This window comes from Burkholderia mycopellens, from assembly GCF_964265025.1.
Taxonomy (GTDB): domain Bacteria; phylum Pseudomonadota; class Gammaproteobacteria; order Burkholderiales; family Burkholderiaceae; genus Burkholderia.
The window spans coordinates 472,510-490,959 of sequence record NZ_OZ183804.1 but is presented as its reverse complement, the minus strand read 5'-3'; the positions used below and the strand labels follow the sequence as shown (position 1 = coordinate 490,959).

14 protein-coding genes and 1 pseudogene are annotated in these 18,450 nt (G+C 66.0%); 5 read left to right on the top strand and 10 right to left on the bottom strand.

Going from position 1 to position 18,450, the window contains the following annotated elements:
- The first annotated feature begins 9 nt into the window (after positions 1–9).
- Positions 10–531 carry an AidA/PixA family protein gene (locus ACPTTC_RS36135; protein WP_423396106.1) on the top strand — a complete coding sequence of 174 codons (522 nt, stop codon included), beginning with the start codon at positions 10–12 and terminating at the stop codon, positions 529–531.
- 231 nt (positions 532–762) lie between these two features.
- Here the strand turns inward: ACPTTC_RS36135 and ACPTTC_RS36130 are convergent, their stop codons facing one another.
- Positions 763–1,287: a GNAT family N-acetyltransferase gene (locus tag ACPTTC_RS36130; RefSeq protein WP_423396105.1), complete on the bottom strand. Its 525-nt coding sequence runs from the start codon at positions 1,285–1,287 to the stop codon at positions 763–765.
- Positions 1,288–1,685: 398 nt separating this feature from the next.
- Between ACPTTC_RS36130 and ACPTTC_RS36125 the strand changes: the two genes are divergently transcribed.
- The gene (locus ACPTTC_RS36125; RefSeq protein WP_423396104.1) at positions 1,686–2,888 is read left to right on the top strand and encodes an AAA family ATPase; all 1,203 of its coding nucleotides are present in this window, start codon (positions 1,686–1,688) and stop codon (positions 2,886–2,888) included.
- Positions 2,889–2,892: 4 nt separating this feature from the next.
- Positions 2,893–4,596 carry a cobaltochelatase CobT-related protein gene (locus ACPTTC_RS36120; protein ID WP_423396103.1) on the top strand — a complete coding sequence of 568 codons (1,704 nt, stop codon included), beginning with the start codon at positions 2,893–2,895 and terminating at the stop codon, positions 4,594–4,596.
- On the opposite strand, the gene ACPTTC_RS36115 is transcribed toward ACPTTC_RS36120, so the two are convergent.
- The 4 genes from ACPTTC_RS36115 to ACPTTC_RS36100 form a co-directional block, all read right to left on the bottom strand.
- Positions 4,559–6,373 (bottom strand): histidine kinase, encoded by a 1,815-nt coding sequence (locus ACPTTC_RS36115; protein WP_423396102.1) that lies wholly within the window; start codon positions 6,371–6,373, stop codon positions 4,559–4,561. The genes ACPTTC_RS36120 and ACPTTC_RS36115 overlap by 38 nt on opposite strands.
- An 80-nt stretch (positions 6,374–6,453) precedes the next feature.
- Positions 6,454–7,866, bottom strand: a complete 1,413-nt coding sequence (locus ACPTTC_RS36110; protein ID WP_423396101.1) for an HD domain-containing phosphohydrolase — start codon at positions 7,864–7,866, stop codon at positions 6,454–6,456.
- Between the two features lie 137 nt (positions 7,867–8,003).
- Complete coding sequence (locus tag ACPTTC_RS36105; RefSeq protein ID WP_423396100.1) at positions 8,004–8,453, bottom strand: GNAT family N-acetyltransferase; 450 nt, start codon at positions 8,451–8,453, stop codon at positions 8,004–8,006.
- A 93-nt stretch (positions 8,454–8,546) separates the two neighbouring features.
- A complete protein-coding gene (locus ACPTTC_RS36100) occupies positions 8,547–8,984 on the bottom strand; it encodes a tetratricopeptide repeat protein (RefSeq protein ID WP_423396099.1) in 438 nt (145 codons plus the stop codon).
- 305 nt (positions 8,985–9,289) lie between these two features.
- Here ACPTTC_RS36100 and ACPTTC_RS36095 point away from each other — a divergent pair, with 305 nt between their 5' ends.
- Positions 9,290–9,913 (top strand): ABC transporter ATP-binding protein, encoded by a 624-nt coding sequence (locus ACPTTC_RS36095; RefSeq protein ID WP_423396098.1) that lies wholly within the window; start codon positions 9,290–9,292, stop codon positions 9,911–9,913.
- A gap of 102 nt (positions 9,914–10,015) precedes the next feature.
- Here ACPTTC_RS36095 and ACPTTC_RS36090 read toward each other — a convergent pair whose 3' ends face one another.
- The 4 genes and pseudogenes from ACPTTC_RS36090 to ACPTTC_RS36075 all read right to left on the bottom strand — a co-directional run.
- On the bottom strand, positions 10,016–10,189 hold the full coding sequence (locus tag ACPTTC_RS36090) for a hypothetical protein (RefSeq protein ID WP_423396097.1): 174 nt from the start codon (positions 10,187–10,189) through the stop codon (positions 10,016–10,018).
- 176 nt (positions 10,190–10,365) lie between these two features.
- Positions 10,366–11,778, bottom strand: coding sequence for a Re/Si-specific NAD(P)(+) transhydrogenase subunit beta (gene pntB, locus ACPTTC_RS36085; RefSeq protein WP_423396096.1), 1,413 nt, complete (start codon positions 11,776–11,778; stop codon positions 10,366–10,368).
- Between the two features lie 13 nt (positions 11,779–11,791).
- Positions 11,792–13,384 (bottom strand): Re/Si-specific NAD(P)(+) transhydrogenase subunit alpha, encoded by a 1,593-nt coding sequence (locus ACPTTC_RS36080; protein ID WP_423396095.1) that lies wholly within the window; start codon positions 13,382–13,384, stop codon positions 11,792–11,794.
- A gap of 689 nt (positions 13,385–14,073) precedes the next feature.
- Positions 14,074–14,874 (bottom strand): annotated as a pseudogene (locus tag ACPTTC_RS36075) (IS5 family transposase); the annotation flags it as partial.
- A gap of 225 nt (positions 14,875–15,099) precedes the next feature.
- Here ACPTTC_RS36075 and ACPTTC_RS36070 point away from each other — a divergent pair.
- Complete coding sequence (locus ACPTTC_RS36070; protein WP_423396094.1) at positions 15,100–16,119, top strand: AraC family transcriptional regulator; 1,020 nt, start codon at positions 15,100–15,102, stop codon at positions 16,117–16,119.
- 25 nt (positions 16,120–16,144) lie between these two features.
- Here the strand turns inward: ACPTTC_RS36070 and ACPTTC_RS36065 are convergent, their stop codons facing one another.
- Entirely contained in the window at positions 16,145–18,295 is a 2,151-nt protein-coding gene (locus tag ACPTTC_RS36065; RefSeq protein WP_423396093.1) for a hypothetical protein, read from the bottom strand.
- Between the last annotated feature and the right edge of the window lie 155 nt (positions 18,296–18,450).

Sequence of the window (18,450 nt, the reverse complement as noted above, 5' to 3'; positions counted from 1 at the left end):
GAAGCGCTCATGCCTGGTCTTCGTTGCGATGTGCTCGTGATCGTCGACGCCGTCACGCTGCTGTCGGCCTACCCCGAGGCGAGCCGGGACCCCGACGCGCCGACCGCGATCGACGGCCGGCACCTCTACGTGGTGAGCCCGGGCGACACCGCGCAGCTCGGCCACAACGACAGCCGGCTCTTTGCGGGCCTGTCGCCCGGCGACCAGCTGCACCTGCGCGAAACCGCACTGGCATTGCGCGCCGAAGCCAGCGTGCTGTTCGTCCGGTTCGCGCTGAAGGATGCGGGCATCGTCACGCCGATCGAAGCCGAGGTTCGCGATGCGGCCACCCCGGTGCCGGTCGCCGACGACCTGCTGCATCCGTCGTGCCAACCGATGAAGGACCACTACTGGCACAGCGACGTGCTGGCCGCGGGCGCCACCACGTGTACGGCCGATTTCGCCGTGTTCGACCGCGACTGCGCCGTATCCGGTTATTTCCGCTGGGAAACGTCGATCGAAATCGCCGGGGGCCGGCCGGACGCGAAATAGCCCGGTTTCAACCCGTTGTCGGATCGTCACGGCAACTTCTCGCTGCTACCGAAACCCGCGTTCCTGGCGATCTTCCGTGCGAATGCCGCCGACCGGCAGGACCTGGAACGCTTCATCGACGATGCGCCGGAACCGGCAGCGCCCCATTGCCGCCCGGTACGGCGGCCTGTTCATGGGCCGCGCGTTGCCCGTCGGCTGGTGCGTCGCACGCGAAGTGGCGGCCACGCACCGTCACACGCTACGTCCCAACAGCTGCCCCGGCCAGCCGTCCACGTCGAAGGTTGAAATTCGCTCATACCCGCAGGACTCGTAGAAGCGCACCAAGGCGCCCGTCCCGCCGCCATAGCAGTCCACCCGCAAGCGCCCCACGCCGGCCGCCCGGGCGCGCTCATCCGCGAAGGCCATCAGGCGCCGGCCGACACCCCGCGCCCGTGCATCGCGCGACGCCACCAGCACGCGCACATAGATCTCCGGCTCGTTCGCCGGCGGCACGTAGGGCATGGACTCGCCAAGGATCAATGCGCCCAGGACGCGGCCTTCCCGATCCTCCGCGACCCACGCGTCGGGCAGCGCACAGGCTTCGGTCACGAGCGCGATCCGCCTGGGTTGCGTCGACCATGGCTCGCGGCCCCATTGCCCATCGTTGCCGATGGAAACGAACCACGCTATCACGTCATCGAAGATCCCCAGCACGGCCGGCGCATCGAGCGCACCGGCGCGACGAATCACCCGTTCGTCCATTCCTGTCTCCGTCACGGTCAACCCTCCTTCGCCGGATTCGACGACCGGCGCGCAATTGGATGTCCTGCCGAGCCGCCCGAGGACGCGCGCTCGAAACCCGGCGATCAAGCCCGCTACGGTACTGAAATTCCCCCCGGTTGATCAAGGCGTGACGGCCCGCGAGCCGCAACCTTGCCGGTGGAGCGGCGCGTCAAAAGCGATTCGGCGCCAGGCCGAGGGGGCCGAACAACCATGCCGCAACGCATACCCCATCGCGCTCGCCTGATCCGGCCGGCCGATGCGCCGCCTGCGCCGCACCGGATCGCAGCGAATCGATTCCCGCGCGAATGCCCTCCTTCACGACAAAAAAATCTACAATCGACGCGATGCATCGCAGGCATGAAGCGCCGGCCGCCCCACTCTCGCTCGCCACCATGAACGCACCCGCTGATTCCCCGCCGTCCGCCCCGTCGGTACTCGGCGTCTATCGTCAACTGGCAGACCCGTCCGCCGGGCAATGGATCGTCAGCCGCTCCGAACGCGCGCACCTGTACCGCATCCAGCATCACCGGCCCGACGGCAGCACATCGGTCGATACGGTCGTCGATGCGGACAACCTCGATGCGAAGCTGCACAAGTGGATCCAGGAAGGCTTCGTCCGGCGCGAAGCGAGCGACCGTGCGACGCCCGCCCATCGCGGCGCGTTCATGCCGGACCTGCGCCGCGCGCACGCTGCGCGAGCGGCGGCAGTCGGCGCTGCGGCGCACGTCGTGCAGGTGGGCGGCGTGCCGATGCCGCGCGGCCCGGGCGGGCCGCTCGTGCCGCCGCTGAACCCGGCCTACCTGTTCACCGCGCGCGCGACGAACGTGCTGGAAGACATCGTCGAGAACCGCCGCATCCTGCTGATCGGCCACACCGGCACCGGCAAGACGAGCCTCATCGAGCAGGCCGCCGCGCTGGCCGGCCATGGCGTGCTGCGCTCGAACATGAACGGGCAGACGACGGTCGGCGACTTCGTCGGGTTCTGGACCGTCAAGGGCGGCGAGACGATCTGGGTCGACGGCGTGCTGCCGACCGCGATGCGTGACGGGCTGTGGCTCATCGTCGACGAAATCGACTTCGCGGAACCGGCGATCCTCGCGGTGCTGACGGCCGTGCTCGAACCGGCCGGCCGCCTGTTGCTGAAGGAAAAAGGCAACGAGATCGTCGTCCCGCATCCGTCGTTCCGGCTGTTCGCGACGGCCAATGCGGCGGGCGCGATGGGGCAGTTCCGTCATCTGTACCAGGGCGCCAACGTGATGAACGAGGCGTTTCTCGACCGCTGGCGCGTCTACCGCCTCGACTACCTGCCGCCCCCCGACGAGGCGCGCGTGCTGCAGCGCACGTTCGGCGCGGCCATGACTGCGGCGATGGCCGACACGCTCGCGGCCATCGCGGCCGACTGCCGCGCCGCATTCGTCCGCGAGGATCTGGCCAGCGCGTTCTCGACGCGGCGCCTGATCGACTGGGCCGAGCTGATGCTGCGCACCGGCGACCCCGAATCGGCCGCCGGGCCGACGATCTATGCGAAGGTCAGCGCGGAAGACGCCGACCTGATCCGCAGCATCATCCGCCACTACATCGACGTCGAGGCCTGACGGGATGGACCGGGACGACGACGCGCGCTCGCTTCACCTGACCCGGCTGGCCCGCACGCTCGCGCAACGGCACGGCATCGAGGTACGGTTCGCGCGCGACGGGCAGGATGCGCGGCAAGACCTGCTGGTGCTGCCCGACACGCTGCTCGCCGGCGACGTGGACGACGACGCGATCACCGGTCTCGTCGACCTCCACGCGGCGCGCGCCCGCTTCGGCGCGATCGATGAGGTTGCCGCGCTGGCGTCGCCCGCGGTGCGGGCCGTTGCGCAGGCGATCGACGATCGGCGCGCGGCCGCTCGCCTCGCTTCGATCTATCCCGGCGCGATGACATTCCTGCGGCGGATGCGGGTCGCGGCGGCCGCCGACACGCTCCATCGGTGGCCGCGCATGGCGTGGCGCAACCGGCTGATGTGGCGCATCGAGCGCGCGCTGTGGGACGAGCCGCCGCCCCCCATCGAGCGCGTGCCGTCGCTCGACGCGACGATGGCGGCTTCGGACGATCTCGTCGACGAAGCCCGTGCGGCGACATCGACCGCCGACAGCATCCGCGCGGCGCACCGGATCGTCGAACGCGTACGCGCACTGGCGTCGGCCGGCGCGAACAACATGATGTTCACGGCCGATCCGGGCAGCACGATCGACGGCGACAGCATCGCTGCCGAATTCGAATCGGACGAACAGGGTGCGCCGGACGACTCACGTGCGCCGGTTTCGGCCGAATCGAGCGCCGGTGCGATCGCCGACACCGAATCGTCAGCCGAGGCGCCGTCACCGGGCGATGCAACGCCCCGCACGATTCCCCTGTCCGCCGACAACCGGCCGCTGCTGTCGGTCCCGCTGACCACCGCGTTCGACACGGTGACGGACTTCACCGGCAAGGGCGAACCGGCGCGCTGGCATCGCCTGCGAAGTGCGGCCCGCGCACGGACCGAGCCGCTCAAGCGGCAACTCGAACGTGCGTTGAAAGTGGACGAGCAGACGCGCTGGAAGCGCGAACAGGAGCGCGGCGAGCTCGACCGGATGTCGCTCGCCCGCCTCGTCACCGCGCCCGGCTATCGCACGCCGTTCCGCGTCCGGCGTGCGGCGCCCGGGCGCGACGCGGCCGTCAGCCTGCTGATCGATTGCAGCGGGTCGATGGCCGGCAGGAAGATCGAGCTCGCCACGCTATGCGCGGCGGCGCTGTGCGATGCACTGACGCAGCTCGGCTTCGCGTGCGAAGTGCTCGGCTACAGCTCCGTCGAGGATGCCGCGATGCGCGCGCACTACCAGCGCTGGATCGACGCCGGCCGCGACACGTTCGGCTACAACCGGTTCGTCGAACGGCTCGACCTGCGCGTCTACAAGCGGTTCGATTCCGACAACCCGAGCGGTCTCGCCTGCATCGAATGCGGCCACGAGAATCCCGACGGCGAGGCGTTGAGCTGGGCTGCCGAGCGGCTGCTGGCGAAGCGCGCGCGGCGGCGGATCCTGATGGTGCTGTCGGACGGCTATCCGGCAACCGGCGACGGCAACCCGGCGATCCTGCGCTCCGACCTGCGCGCACGCATCGACGCGCTGCGCGAGCGGCGCGTCGAACTGATCGGCGTCGGGATACTCGATGATTCGGTCGAGGCGTTCTATCCGGTCAGCGGCGTGGTCGAGCATCTGCACGCGTTGCCGGGCGCGGCGTTCAGTGTGCTTGGCGATACGCTGCTGGATCGGCGCTAGCCTCCGCCACGCCTGCGGTTGCAGTCGAACCCGCACTCGCATTGCCGCCGGCGCGCCGGATCGGTATTCGCACGCAGAACGTCGTGCCGCGGCCGGGCTCGCTCGTCACGTCGATGGTGCCGCGATGGCGCTCGACGATGCCGTGCGATACCGACAATCCGAGCCCCGTGCCCTGCCCGACCGGCTTCGTCGTGAAGAACGGATCGAAGATCCGCCGGACGACGTCCGGCGTCATCCCCGTTCCGGTGTCGCTGATCGCGATCGTCACCTGCTCGCCATCGCTCGACGTGCGGATCGTGATCACCCCGCGCTCGGGAATCGCGTGCGCCGCGTTCACCAGCAAGTTCATGAAAACCTGGTTCAACTGCGACGGCAGGCATTCGACCTGCGGCACGTCACCGTAATCGCGCACGATGTCGGCCTTGTACTTGAGTTCGTTGTGGACGACGTTGAGCGTGCTTTCCAGGCCCGCGCGGAGATCGACCACGCTCCACTCGTCGCTCGCCGGACGCGAGAAATCGCGCAGGTCCTGCACGATGCGCCGCACGCGCAGCGCGCCGTCGATCGATTCGTCGATCAGGGTCTCGATCTCGCCGCGCACGTAGTCCAGGTCCGCCGCGCGGCCCATTGCCGCCAGCGCGTCGCGCGCGGCCGGGTCGAGCTGCGGCAGCGCGGCTTCATGCGCGGCGATCACGTCGAGCAGACCGTGCACCCACGTCTTCAACGTATTGAGGTTCGCACTGACGAAGCCGATCGGATTGTTGATCTCGTGCGCGACACCGGCCGCGAGCTGACCGATCGACGCGAGTTTTTCCGACTGCAGCAGTTGCTCGTGGGTGTCTTCGAGTTCGTGCAACAAGCGCCGCTGCTCGTCCTTCTCCTGTTCGAGCCGTGCCTGCGCGACCTTGCGCTCGTCGATCTCGGTCGCCATGATCTCGCGCGTGTGCTGCAGTACCGTCGTCGTCTGTTCGTAGCGATGCAACGCGCGTTCGAGTTCCGCGGTCCGCACCCGCACGAGCCGCTCGAGCGTATCGGTCATGCCGCGCAGGAAGGTTGTGCGCGCATCGAATCGGCTCAGCAACAGCGTGACGACCAGCGTCCCCATCGTAAACAGCGCGACGGTCGTCGCGAGCCACGGCGTGTCGACCCCGTTCGCGGCCCCGCACCGTGCGTCCGGCGCGAAATGGGCGGCCGCCATCGCCGTGTAGTGCATGCCGGTGATGGCAATCCCCATCACGAAGGCCGCGCCGACCCGCTGGGCGGTCGCATGGCGCGCGTGCTGCACGCGCAGCGCCTGCGCGATCCACAATGCGGCGGTCGACGCGATCACCGCAATGCCGATCGAGGCCGCGAACAGCACGGCATCGTAGCGAATGCCGGGCTCCATGCGCATCGCGGCCATCCCCGCGTAATGCATGCCGGCGATCCCGCCGCCCATCAGCGCGCCGCCCGCGAGCAGCCGCCGCCAGCCCAGCCGCGCACGCGTGACGACAGTCAGCGCGAAGTACGACACGAGCACGGCAATCGCCAGCGACGCCCCCGTATCCGGCAACGCGTAGCCGAGCGGAATCGGCAGCGAGAACGCGAGCATGCCGACGAAGTGCATCGACCAGATGCCGGCACCCATCGCCACCGCGCCGCCGCCCAGCCACGCCCGCTTGAGCTTCGGGTTGTCGAGCAGCGAGATGAAGGCGGCCAGGTCGAGTGTCGTATAGGAGGCCAGCGTCGCGATCGCGAGCGACAGCAGGACCAGCGGGAGATTGTAGGTGCCGTACATGATCGAGCGCCCGAATCGAGGTGAGTGCGTTGCCGCGGCGCCCGGTCGCGCACCGCGGCCATCAGGCCGCGCGGCCGGGCTCAGGCCGGTGCCGCCCCCGCGTTCGACGCCGGCTTCGCGGCCGCCTGGCCGGCCAGCACGAGGATGTCGAACGACGTCCCCTCGCGCGTCTCGAAGCGGCGCACGAGTTCGATCTGGTGCGCCGACATCACGCTGCCCTTGGTCATCAGCAGCACGCCGCGATGCGTGCGCAGATCGTCGGCGAGCTGCATCCCTTCGCGCAGCTGCGCGGACTTGATCTCCGCGACGGACGCCGCGATGCCGAGGCCTGCCGGGTCCCGCATCAGTTCGACCAGGCTATCGACGATCAGCGCGTCGTAACGCACGCCCGCCTGCGAGTGCAACGCGTCGATCGCCTGTTCGACCGAATGCGGCGTGCCGATGTCGCCATTCCTCAGCCCTTCGAAATCGCGCGCGATCGCCACGATCCGCGAGCCGAGCGGGATCGCGTCGCCTGCCAGCCCGTCCGGCGTGCCGCGTCCGTTGAAGCGTTCGTACTGGTGCAGCACGATCGACGCGACCTTGTGCAGTTGCGCGACCGGCGTCAGCACCATCTGCGCGCGCAGCGGATGCTGCAGGAACAGGCCGTGTTCTTCCGCCGTCATTTTCGCGAGCGGCTTGTGCAGCAATTCGTCCGGCAGCGACAACTTGCCGATGCCGTGCAGCAGCCCCGCGAAATAGACGTCCTGTGCATGCAGCTCGCTCATCCCGGCGGCCAGCGCGAGCCGCCGCGCAATCTCGCCGACCCGCATCGCGTGACCGCTGGCGGACCCGCAGCGCATCTCGATCATGCTCGCGCAGACCTGAACCATCGCGGTGAAACTGCTTTTCAGGTCACGTTGCGCGGCTTCGAGGAACATCACGGTCTGGCCGAGCTCTTCGGTGCGCGCACGAACCTGCGTTTCGAGTTCCGTGTTGAAACGGCGCAGCGCTTCGTTCTGCGCTTCCGTCAGCGCGGCGAGCCGGGCCGCTTCACGCCGCAAGCGCCGCTGCTCCAGCGCCTGTTCGAGAGTCAGCAGCAGGTCGTGATCGTCCCACGGCTTGTTCAGGTAGCGATAGACGCCGCCGTCGTTGACGGCCTGCACGACCGACGCGATCTCCGCATAGCCGGTCAGCAGGATGCGCATCGTGTCCGGGTAGAGCGCCCGGGCCCGCGCCAGGAATTCCGCGCCGCTCATGCCCGGCATCCGCATGTCGGACACGATCAGGTCGACTTCGGTCGATGCCAGTATCTCGAGGGCCGCCTCGCCGCTTTGCGCGGTCAGGATCTCGTAGCCGGCAGGCCGGAACACGCGCCTGAGCGCCGACAGCATGCTTGGCTCGTCGTCGACCAGCAGGATCGACGGTACGCCACCCGCATCGTCGGATGTCGCCGGCGCCCCGCTCGTTTCAGGCGATACCGCATTCGGTCCGTTTGTTGCAGATGTCGTCATGATAGGCCTCGGATCGTGTATTTATATTCTCTCTGCATCATCGGCATACACCGCGCATTCCATATCCGGGAAAACGCTGATGCGCTCGTCCGGAACACGCCGCGGATGCGTTACCGCGGCGCGCGACCGCATGCGATCTACCCCGCCGTCGAACCCGGTTCGCGCACGTAGAAGATGTCCCACTCCGCTTCGTCCGCCTGCACGAAGCCGTGCCGCGCATAGAAGCGGTTCGAATCGCTGCCGCGCAGCGCACCGACGTGTACGGGCACGCGCATCTCGTCCGCCTCGGCAAAGATCCTGCGCAGCACGGCCGCGCCGATGCCCTTTCCCTGATGCTCGGGCACGATGTACAGATGATCGAGCAGCCAGTGGTCTTCCTGCCGCCGAACCACGAAAAAGCCCGCGTTCACTCCATCGGCTTCGATGAAGCGGCACAGCGCCGGGTCGAACGACGCGAGAAAGCGTTCGCGCGCACGCCGGGGATCGAAGCGGCCGATGCGTTCGAGGCTGTCGCGCATCGCGGCGATGCGGATCGCAACCAGCGTTTCGGCGTCGGATCGGGTGGTGACGGGAAAGGTCAGGTTCATGGGCAAGTCGCGCTCACGCGGAGAAAAGGCCCGGCGTCGCAGCGCAAGCGTCGAAGCGTTCTCGCGACGCCGGCCGCCGGCACGAACGGCGCGTCAGGGCGTCTCGATGCCTTCCGCCCGCGTCGCCAGGAATCGCAGGTACTTGCCGTCCTCGTCCTCGAACAGTTCCGGCCCGCCACCCATGTACGCGCGCATCAGCTCGTCGGCCGCGCGGTCGAGATCGCCCAGTTCGAACTGGCACTGACCGAGCCTCAGGTGCAGGAACGGGTTGCCGATCGCGTTCGGGAAATGCATCGACTTGGCGAGCGTGTCGCGTCCGGCCGCGTAGTCCGCTTGAAGAAAATTCGCGTCGCCGATCGCGGCCATCAACCAGGTTCCGGCTTCCCAGTTGGTCTTGGGTTCGGGAAGCAGGTCGAATCCCGCCCGGAATTTCGTCAGCGCGCCCGCGTAGTCGCCGTCTTCCATCAATGCATCGCCCGCGTCGCTCAGCGCGCCGATCCGTTCGTACAGTGCGTTGTCCAGTTCTGCCATGTCGAGTCCCTGTTCCGGAGTTGAAATCGGCCCGGTGTGGCCGGTGGTTGCGATGCAATCGCGGTGATTGTGTGCGGTTTTGCCGCCCGGGTCGGTCATCCGGATGGCATTCATCCAGCATACCCGAGCCGTATGACCCGCGCGCCGCGACTTTGGGCTCGCCTTCGTGTGCCCTGGCGCACCGCGCCTCGCATTACACTATCTGCCGCAACGCTACGCGTCCCGACAATCCGTGCTGCCGGGCATCCAGCTGACCGTGGTCCAGGTCACGCTCGCCCGGCAAATTTTCGTTTGACTATCGATCCATGCTCCGCTTCGACAATCTCGGCAAGCGCTACGACAAGCGCGTCATCTTCAAAGGACTCAGCCACGCATTCGGTGCCGGATGCGTGGCGCTGTGCGACGAAACCGGCAGCGGCAAATCGACGTTGCTCGCCATTCTCGCCGGCGCGATCGACGCGGACGAAGGCGAGGTGTGGATCGGCGGCCATTCGCTGCGCACCGCGCCGCACGATGCGAAATCCGCGCTGGCGTATGTGCCCGACGATTGCCTGGCGTATCCGTCGCAGACCGGCCGCGAGTTTCTCGGTCTCGTGGCGGCCGCCAGGAATGCCGTCGTCGACACCCGCACGCTCGAGCTGGCGGATCGATTCGGGCTTGCACCGCATCTGGAGAAGCGCTTCGAGCAGATGTCGTTCGGCACGCGCAAGAAACTGTTCCTGACGGCGACGACGCTCGGCACGCCCACCGTCGTGATCGCCGACGAACCGGACAGCGGGCTCGATGCCGCGTCGCGTGCGGTTCTGATCGATCTGTTCAGGACCTTGGCGGCAGACCGCACCGTCTTCTTTTCGAGTCACGATCCGGCACTGGCGCACGCCTGCGACGCAAGGATCACTGGTTTCGCGGCGCTTGGATTCGCCGGATAGACGGGTTCATCGCCGGCGCGGTCACGGGGATGGACAAGGCCCGGCTGCGTGACATGGGAAGGAAAGGCGCCCGTATCGTTCGCGGCAAGTACGGTATCGCCGTCAGGCGAGACCTTGGTGTTCGTCAAGTGTTCGTGCGGTCAGGCGCGACCGCGCCTTGGGGCGGAAAGGACAGCGGCCGACCAGAACCATTTCGGCAACCCGCGAAGCACCGGCGATCGTCACGCCAGCGATGCGGCGGCGTCCCGTTCCGACGGCATCATGCTCGTTGAGCATCGATCCACGCGCCGGCAATCGATCGCTGTCTTTTACCGGCAGACAGTGCGAAACGTACCACCCCGCTTCGCACTGCCGTGCCTTCCCCGATGCGCATGCCCGGCGTGCCGGGCCCCGATCAGCCGACTATCCGACGGCGTCGTTCGACCCGCGCACGCACCCGGCCCTGCTCCCCGTCAGGCCTTCAACGCCCCGAACACCTCGTCCAGCATCTTCTTCGCATCGCCGAACAGCATCCGGTTGTTGTCCTTGTAGAACAGCGGATTGTCGACGCCCGCATAGCCGGACGCCATGCTTCGCTTCATCACGATCGAGGTCCTGGCCTTCCACACCTCGAGCACCGGCATCCCGGCGATCGGGCTCGCCGGATCTTCCTGCGCCGCCGGGTTCACGATATCGTTCGCGCCGATCACCATCGACACGTCGGCTTCGGGGAAATCGCCGTTGATCTCGTCCATCTCCATCACGATGTCGTAAGGCACCTTCGCCTCGGCGAGCAGCACGTTCATGTGCCCTGGCATGCGCCCGGCCACCGGATGGATCGCGAAACGCACGTCGACGCCCTTCTCGCGCAGTACCTTCGTGAGTTCGTGCACGGTGTGCTGGGCTTGCGCCACGGCCATCCCGTAGCCGGGCACGATGATCACGCTCTTCGCATCGCGCAGCAACTCGGCCGTCTCCAGCGCGCTCACCGCCACCACTTCGCCGGCCGGCTGGGCACTGCCGCCCGCCGCCGCGGGCGCACCGCTGCCGGTGCCGAAGCCGCCGGCAATCACGCTGATGAAGTTGCGGTTCATCGCGCGGCACATGATGTACGACAGGATCGCACCCGACGAGCCCACCAGCGCGCCGATCACGATCAACAGGTCGTTGCCGAGCATGAAGCCGGTGGCCGCCGCCGCCCAGCCCGAGTAGCTGTTGAGCATCGACACCACGACCGGCATGTCCGCGCCGCCGATCGCCATCACCATGTGCACGCCGAACAGCAGCGACACCACCGTCATCACGATGAGCGGCGTCATGCCGTCCTGGATCGTCTCCGCATGCAGGAAGGCGCGGCCGAACACGATCACGATCACCAGCGCGGCCAGGTTCAGCCAGTGCCGCGCCGGCAGCAGCAGCGGCTTGCCGCCGATCTTGGCGGAGAGCTTGCCGAACGCGATGACCGAGCCCGCGAAGGTCACCGCGCCGATCAGGATGCCGACGTAGATTTCCACTTCGTGGATCGCGTGCTCGGCACCGGTGAACTGCACCGACGTATCGATGTAGCTCGCGAAGCCCACCAGACACGCCGCCAGACCGACCAGGCTGTGCATCAGCGCGACCAGCTCGGGCATCTGCGTCATCTGCACCTTCTTCGCGGCGTAGAGGCCGACCGCGCCGCCGACGACCAGTGCAGCCACGATGTACGGAATGCCCCCGGCCGAGACGCGCGGGCCGAGTACCGTGGCGATCACGGCGATCAGCATGCCGATCATGCCGAGCAGGTTGCCGCGCCGTGCGGTCTCGGGATTGGCCAGCCCGCCCAGGCTGAGGATGAACAGAATGGCCGCGCCGATATAGGAGACGGTAGTCAGGTTGGAAGTCATGGTTGTCGTCTCCTTACTTGCGGAACATCGCCAGCATGCGTCGCGTCACCGCGAAACCGCCGAACATGTTGACGGCCGTGAGCGTCAGCGCGCCCACCGCCAGGCCCAGGATCAGTCCTGACGGACGGCCCTCCGCCGCCGCGTCGCCCAACGGCGGCGCGACCTGTACCAGCGCGCCGATCGCGATGATCGACGAGATCGCGTTGGTGACGCTCATCAGCGGCGTATGCAGCGACGGCGTGACGTTCCAGATCACCATGTAGCCGACGAAGCAGGCCAGCACGAAGACCGTGAAGTGCGACAGGAACGTGGCCGGCGCGAACTGGCCGACCAGCAGGAACGCCAGTGCGCCGACGGCGAACACGATGGCGAGCGACTTCGCCGACATCGGCGCGCCGCTGCCGTGACCGTGCCCCTTGGACGCGCTTGCCGCGACCGGCGGCGCGGCGGGTTTCGGCGCGGCGGCCGGCTGCTGGATCGGCGGCGGCGGCCAGGTGACGTTGCCTTCCTTGATGACCGTGAGGCCGCGGATCGCGTCGTCGGCGAAGTCGACGTCGATCGTGCCGTCCTTGGTCTTGCACAGCTCTTCGACCACGCGCAGCAGGTTGGTCGCATAGAGTGTCGACGACTGCCGTGCCAGGCGCGACGCGAGATCCGTGTAGCCGATGATGGTCACGTCATGGCGCACCACGGCCTCGCCCGGCACCGTCAGCTCGCAGTTGCCGCCTTGCTCGCCTGCCATGTCGACGATCACGCTGCCCGGCTTCATCGATTGCACCATCTCGGCCGTAATGAGCTTCGGCGCGGGCTTGCCGGGAATCAGCGCGGTGGTGATGATGATGTCCGCGTCCCTGGCCTGCTGCGCGTACATCGCGCGCTGCGCCTGCTGGAAGCCTTCGCTCATCACCTTCGCGTAGCCGCCGCCGCCCGAGCCCTCTTCCTCGTAGTCGACCTTGACGAATTCGCCGCCCAGCGACTTGACCTGATCGGCCACTTCCGCGCGCGTGTCGTTGGCGCGCACGATCGCGCCGAGGCCCGCGGCCGTGCCGATCGCCGCGAGGCCGGCGACGCCCGCGCCGGCGATGAACACCTTGGCCGGCGGCACCTTGCCGGCGGCCGTGATCTGCCCGTTGAAGTAACGGCCGAATGCGTGGGCCGCCTCGATGACGGCGCGGTAGCCGCTCACGCCGGCCATCGACGTCAGTGCATCCATCTTCTGCGCGCGCGACAGCGTGCGCGGCAGCGAATCGATCGCCAGCACCGTGGCCCGCTTCGCGGCCAGCTGCTGCATCAGTTCAGGGTGCTGGGCCGGCCAGACGAAGCCGATCAGCGCGCCGCCTTCGCGCATCAGCGCGACTTCCTCGCTGCTCGGCGGGCGCACCTTGAGGACGATATCGCTGCGGCCCCATAGATCGGCAGCCGTCGCCACGACTTCGGCCCCGGCCGTGCGGTAGTCGTCATCGCTGAAGTTCGCGCCGGCGCCGGCGCCGCTTTGCACGGCCACCGAGAACCCGAGCTTGATCAGCTTCTCGACCACATCGGGAACGGTCGCTACGCGCCGCTCCTCGTGGGCCGTCTCCAGAGGGACCCCAATCAGTAGTGTCATATCATGAACTGTCAGTAGTGGCCGTCGCAAGGAATTACGGCCTGCGTTTCAAGTCACCCAACCCAATCAATCCGCGTACGACTTTGCTCCGCGCGCAGCTTGGCACTCCCGCGCAGATTTCACAAACGTTCGATCCTCTAATCGACCCTCTAATCGATCGTCTTGTCGGAGCAAACCGGGTCATGCGCTTGCCTGATTACCCTGACGAATATCCGGCATGTGTTCCGACCGGACAAGGCCCGCTGAGCATATCCCGTGCCAGGGTCTTTCCGAAATTTATATTTTGAATCGATGCGCATTCAATCCATGAATCCCCTGCCTGGACACGAAGGCGCGGCAACGCCCATTCACCCGCCAGAGCCGCGCTGGCCGCCCCGTCAACACGGCAATTCGTTTGAAACGTGAATAAATGGCGATCGGCATAAAAACACCGGAATCGGTTTCATCGAGAATTCCCCGCGTATCGGCACAATGCCATTTGTCGCGCGCCGACGACATAATCCGCGGGGCCGACGCGCTTCATTGCCGGCGAATTCAAAGGGGAAGGCTCACTGACTGCCCGGACCCCATCCGGTGACGATCATTCGCGCTGCGCGTCGACGTGCGCACGTATGCGGCGCGCGCCTTCCTCCGGCGTGCAGGTCGATGTGTCGATGCGCAGCGAGTACGGACGTGAATAAGAGTCGCCAACACAAGTCATCCACGAATCCGGAGCAGATGACGGCGGCAGCCAGAGCGAGCAAAGCGGCATGAATATCGAGGCGGCGCTCGAAGCGAATCCGGCGCTTGCCGAAACCAGCAAACCAGGCATGTGTGCGCTCGACGACCCCACGATGACGCCCGAGCCGCTCACTGCTTTCGATACCACGGCGGGCAATACGGGCCTTGATGCCGCGCTGTCTCAGGTAGCGCCGGCAACGAGCGAAGTCATACCCTTTGCCGGCGTGCAGTTTGCTCGGCCGCTCGCGCGGCTGCCCGTTCAGGCCCGATACCGCAGGAATGGAATCAAGCGTGGGCTCGAATGCCATCGAATCGTGCCGATTGGCTCCCGTGATCATGACAGCCAGCGGGATGCCGCGTGCATCTACGACGATGTGTCGCTTCGATCCGAGCTTGCCTCGGTCCGTCGGGTTGGGGCCGGTTTCTTGGCTCCCGGGGCTGGAGACGCTGGCTCCATCTAGGCTCGCACGCTCCCAATCGATCTGGTCGTGCTCTCGCAGTCGACGCAGCATCGCCAAATACAGTCGATGCCATACGCCGGCCGCTTGCCAGTCTCGCAGACGTCGCCAGCATGTCATGCCACTGCCGAAGCCCAACTCCTGCGGAAGGCCTTCCCACGGAATGCCCGTCTGCAAGACATACAAGATACCGTTCAGCACTGCGCGATCATCGACTGTGCGCCGCCGACTCCCCCTGGGCGATGGCGTGAACTCCGGAATCAGCGGCTCCAGCGCCACCCATAATTCGTTACTGATTCTGCGTCTTGCCATGCCGTAGACGATACGGCGCTCGCAGCATCATGCCCACGTTGTGTTAGCCGCTCTTAATTGCGGTTTACGGCAACGCCGGAAATATTCCCCAGCTCGCAAACGTATCTGTATACCATTGTCGGATATACATCGAACCGCACTCCTAGTGAGTGCACATAGTGAGTACACAAATTGATTCAGATTCAATAGCGCCACGCTCTCCTCACCTCAATCGCACGGGATGCCATGTCGACCTGTCTTGTCGCCGCAGTCGATCCGGAGCTTCAGGGCAAACTTGTCGACAGCGAAAGATCGCTGCTGCACGTCAATCCCGCCGCAGCCGGCGTGGTGTCGGCATGGCGCGCCCCGCCGGCCATGCTCGACGACTGGCGCGTACTTGCAGCGGTGCGCTTCATGGAGCAGCGCCTCGATGGCCAGATGCGACTCGACGACATCGCCGCCCAGGCGGATCTCAGTCCGCATCACTTCCAGCGCTACTTCAAGAAGCTGCTGGGGCAGTCGCCGGCCGCCTATCGCCGCCGTATCCAGCTGGAGCGTGCCGCCTTGCATCTATGGATCACCGGCCATCCGGTGATCGATATCGCGTTCATGGCAGGATATGCGAGCCACGAGGCGTTCGTCAGAGCCTTCTATGCTCAGTTTGGGCGCGTTCCGTCGGAGTACCGCAGTCATGCTCGCCAACAGGTAAGTTTTCCGACTGCCGAGGAGCGGGGACGCGTGGCGGAAATCCGGGTGTGCGAGCAGCAGCAGGTTCCGTTGCTGGCGATGCGTTTTTATGGACCGTATGCGAGCGTGGAAACGCACTGGCAACGGTTCGTGGAACGCCTGCAAGTATTGGGGATCGCACCCGAACGGTTCCAGGCGATCGGCATTGCGTACGACAGTCCGGAGATCGTGCATAACGCATTTATCCGCTATGACTGCGCGATTGTCACATCCGATTACGATCACCGCCGTTCGGGCCTGGCGCGTTTGCCGTTCAGAGCAGGAGCCTACGGAGTGCTCTCGCACGATGCGCCGTACGACCAGATATTTTCGACCTATCGGGTCTTGAGCACCGCGTGGCTGCCGACGATGGCGGACGAATTGCGCATGGAACTCACCTGTGCGTACGAGTGTTACCGCGAACCGCCGTGGTTGAATGTGGGCGGTTCGCAGCGCTTCGATCTGATGCTGCCGGTTGCCTGGCTGCGGGCACCGTCGCGCCCCACAGGTGCCCGCGCCAGGACCGGAAACGTAGTTTAGCCGCCGACCACGGGGACGCAGGCTATCACGCGGTCACGCCTGAAACGGCGCTTGTGCCGGCCTGGCCGGCTTCGCCGAGCGCGCGGGAAAACTCGATCACCGAGAGATCCTTCACACCGCCAGGTATGCCAGGTGTATCGTCGTTTCTTCCACACATGAAGATAGTTAGATTCGACGCTCCCGTCACGATGCTGCCCGCCCCGTAACGAAAATGCGGGTCCCTGATCTTCGTTCGGTTTTCCGCCAGGACATGCCGGTTCGACAGCAACGTTATCGCGCGCTTATCGAGGTCGATGCGGTACAGACCTGCCCAGTCGTCGATCGCCTTGGGGTTCAAATCGCTGCCCTCCAGATCGCCCGCCAGACTCAGCAGATAGAGCGAACCGTCTTTGGCCCTCAGCAGATTCATGTTATCCGAGCCGTGCTCCGTTCTCGCCTCGAACAGCGGCTCGAGCGCGAATTCGGGGTCGTCGAGAAGACAATTGTTACTGAGATAAAAATGGACAGTCTTTGACTGGTTGATCGCGACAAGGTATCGCAGATCGTCAAACGAGCCGACATCGACGACTGCGATCGACGCGACACTGATACCTGGCTTGAGCAGCGCGGGCATGCGGATCGGACGATGCAGGTCGTTCAGACCGCCAAGCCAGAAGATGTTCAGGTAGCTCGAACCCGGATCGGTGGCCGGCCACTCGCGCTCCACTTCGACAAGCAGGTAGTCTCCCACCAGTTGACAGCCACCCGGATGATTCCACCAGTCCGGCTTCGTCGTGGTTCGAAGCTCGCGGCGTTCGACGGCCGCGTCGCGATTCACGATACGGATTTCTCCGTTCGGCTGGGCGATGTCGCGAGAGTCGTGGGTGAGAAGATCGAACTGGTTCCAACGGGCCATGCCCTGATAGTGGCTAATCCCGAAGTCGTATTCCATGTGGGTGTACGTATGCCGATAGACGCCGGAGCCGTCGATGTTCAGCCGCTCGAATGCCTGTCTCGGATCGGTCAGCCGGTTCACGGAGAGCCGCCCCGTGTCGGAGCTTTGCGCGAGGCTGCGGCCGTCGTTGTGCCAGAGGCCGCCGGGCACGTCAGTCCGGTTGTCGCACCACATCACGACGCGCGGCTCCTGATTGGTGTCGATGCCGAGCACCTGAAGATTGCCATCTGCGCCGCCCGCCAGCCTAACGGAGATCGCCTGCGCCGATGCGGGTTGCGCTTTGGGCGTCTGCCACTTGCCGTCACCGTCGGTCCACGCGAGCGGCAGTGCGCGACCGCCGGCCTGGACGCCGACGAGATACGCTCGCTTGCCGAACAGGATCGAATGCATCGCTACATAGCTATAACCTTGCGGCGTGACCGGCGTGAACTCCTGGTGCCAGTTGCCGTCAGCGTCTTGACGGGAAATCCTGACGATCTGTCCTTGGTTCGTTAGCCCGAAGACATAAAGATTGTGATGAATGTCGTGCTGAACGAGTATCTCCCGATAGGACGCGCCGGCGTTGGAGCCGAGACGCTGGCTGCGCTCGCCCACTGGATTCCATTGGTGCGAGCTGTTCTGCCACGCGATCAGGTAGGCGAAGCCATCCGTTGCGCCTATCCCGATCAGTTGCGGAAGATCGTAACGTCCGCTGCCGCTACCAACGCCCAGCTGAAGTGTTCGGTACTGCCGTTGACGCGTCAGTGGCTCGTTGCCGCCTGCGTGCCAGCTACCGTCATTCGACTGCGTGACGGCAAGGTACGGAAGCCGGTCGCTCTGTCCCAGGCCGATGACTTGCAAACCGTTGGTGCCGGGCCCGCAGGCTAGCTGTTCGACGTAACCGCGATCGGGGCCCAACGGGCCTGCCGCATAGCCGCTGGGCGCTCGCCACTCGCCGTTGTAGTACGCCGGCAGGTAAAGGCGGTGCGTGGACGAATCGGTGCCCAACGCCTGGAGAAATCCGCCGTTGCCCGCTACGAGCTGAATCTGACCGTACGACCGCGCGCCGGCGAAGGCGAGCGCGTTGTAGCTCGGCATCATCCATGCACCGGACTGCGCCTGCCACGCGTAGCCGTAGAGTCGCCCAGGCGACTGGGGGTCGTTGCCGATTCCGATTAGCTGGGCTATGAAAGGGGCATGGTCCGGCCGGCCGCCGAACGAACCCGCCGTTAGACTGACCGCGGTGGGGAATTGAGTGCGCATGTTTTTCTCCTTGGCAAAGATACTGTGAGCACGTGGAGCTGTGGAGCGCGCCACCTGCGATGCCGTCGAGCGGACGCGGGGCGTGTCGGTCGAGAATCTATCAAGCGGTTGAGGGCGCGGCTTGATAATTCTTGCGGTCCGTATCGGGCCGAGCA

Bases quoted from the DNA above. Each gene is read 5' to 3' on its own strand.
- pntB (WP_423396096.1), bottom strand. From the start codon at position 11,778: ATGACTTCCAACCTGACTACCGTCTCCTATATCGGCGCGGCCATTCTG.
- ACPTTC_RS36135 (WP_423396106.1), top strand. From the start codon at position 10: ATGCCTGGTCTTCGTTGCGATGTGCTCGTGATCGTCGACGCCGTCACG.
- ACPTTC_RS36115 (WP_423396102.1), bottom strand. From the start codon at position 6,373: ATGTACGGCACCTACAATCTCCCGCTGGTCCTGCTGTCGCTCGCGATC.
- ACPTTC_RS36090 (WP_423396097.1), bottom strand. From the start codon at position 10,189: ATGCTCAACGAGCATGATGCCGTCGGAACGGGACGCCGCCGCATCGCT.
- ACPTTC_RS36080 (WP_423396095.1), bottom strand. From the start codon at position 13,384: ATGACACTACTGATTGGGGTCCCTCTGGAGACGGCCCACGAGGAGCGG.
- ACPTTC_RS36100 (WP_423396099.1), bottom strand. From the start codon at position 8,984: ATGGCAGAACTGGACAACGCACTGTACGAACGGATCGGCGCGCTGAGC.
- ACPTTC_RS36125 (WP_423396104.1), top strand. From the start codon at position 1,686: ATGAACGCACCCGCTGATTCCCCGCCGTCCGCCCCGTCGGTACTCGGC.
- ACPTTC_RS36120 (WP_423396103.1), top strand. From the start codon at position 2,893: ATGGACCGGGACGACGACGCGCGCTCGCTTCACCTGACCCGGCTGGCC.
- ACPTTC_RS36065 (WP_423396093.1), bottom strand. From the start codon at position 18,295: ATGCGCACTCAATTCCCCACCGCGGTCAGTCTAACGGCGGGTTCGTTC.
- ACPTTC_RS36070 (WP_423396094.1), top strand. From the start codon at position 15,100: ATGTCGACCTGTCTTGTCGCCGCAGTCGATCCGGAGCTTCAGGGCAAA.
- ACPTTC_RS36110 (WP_423396101.1), bottom strand. From the start codon at position 7,866: ATGACGACATCTGCAACAAACGGACCGAATGCGGTATCGCCTGAAACG.
- ACPTTC_RS36095 (WP_423396098.1), top strand. From the start codon at position 9,290: ATGCTCCGCTTCGACAATCTCGGCAAGCGCTACGACAAGCGCGTCATC.
- ACPTTC_RS36105 (WP_423396100.1), bottom strand. From the start codon at position 8,453: ATGAACCTGACCTTTCCCGTCACCACCCGATCCGACGCCGAAACGCTG.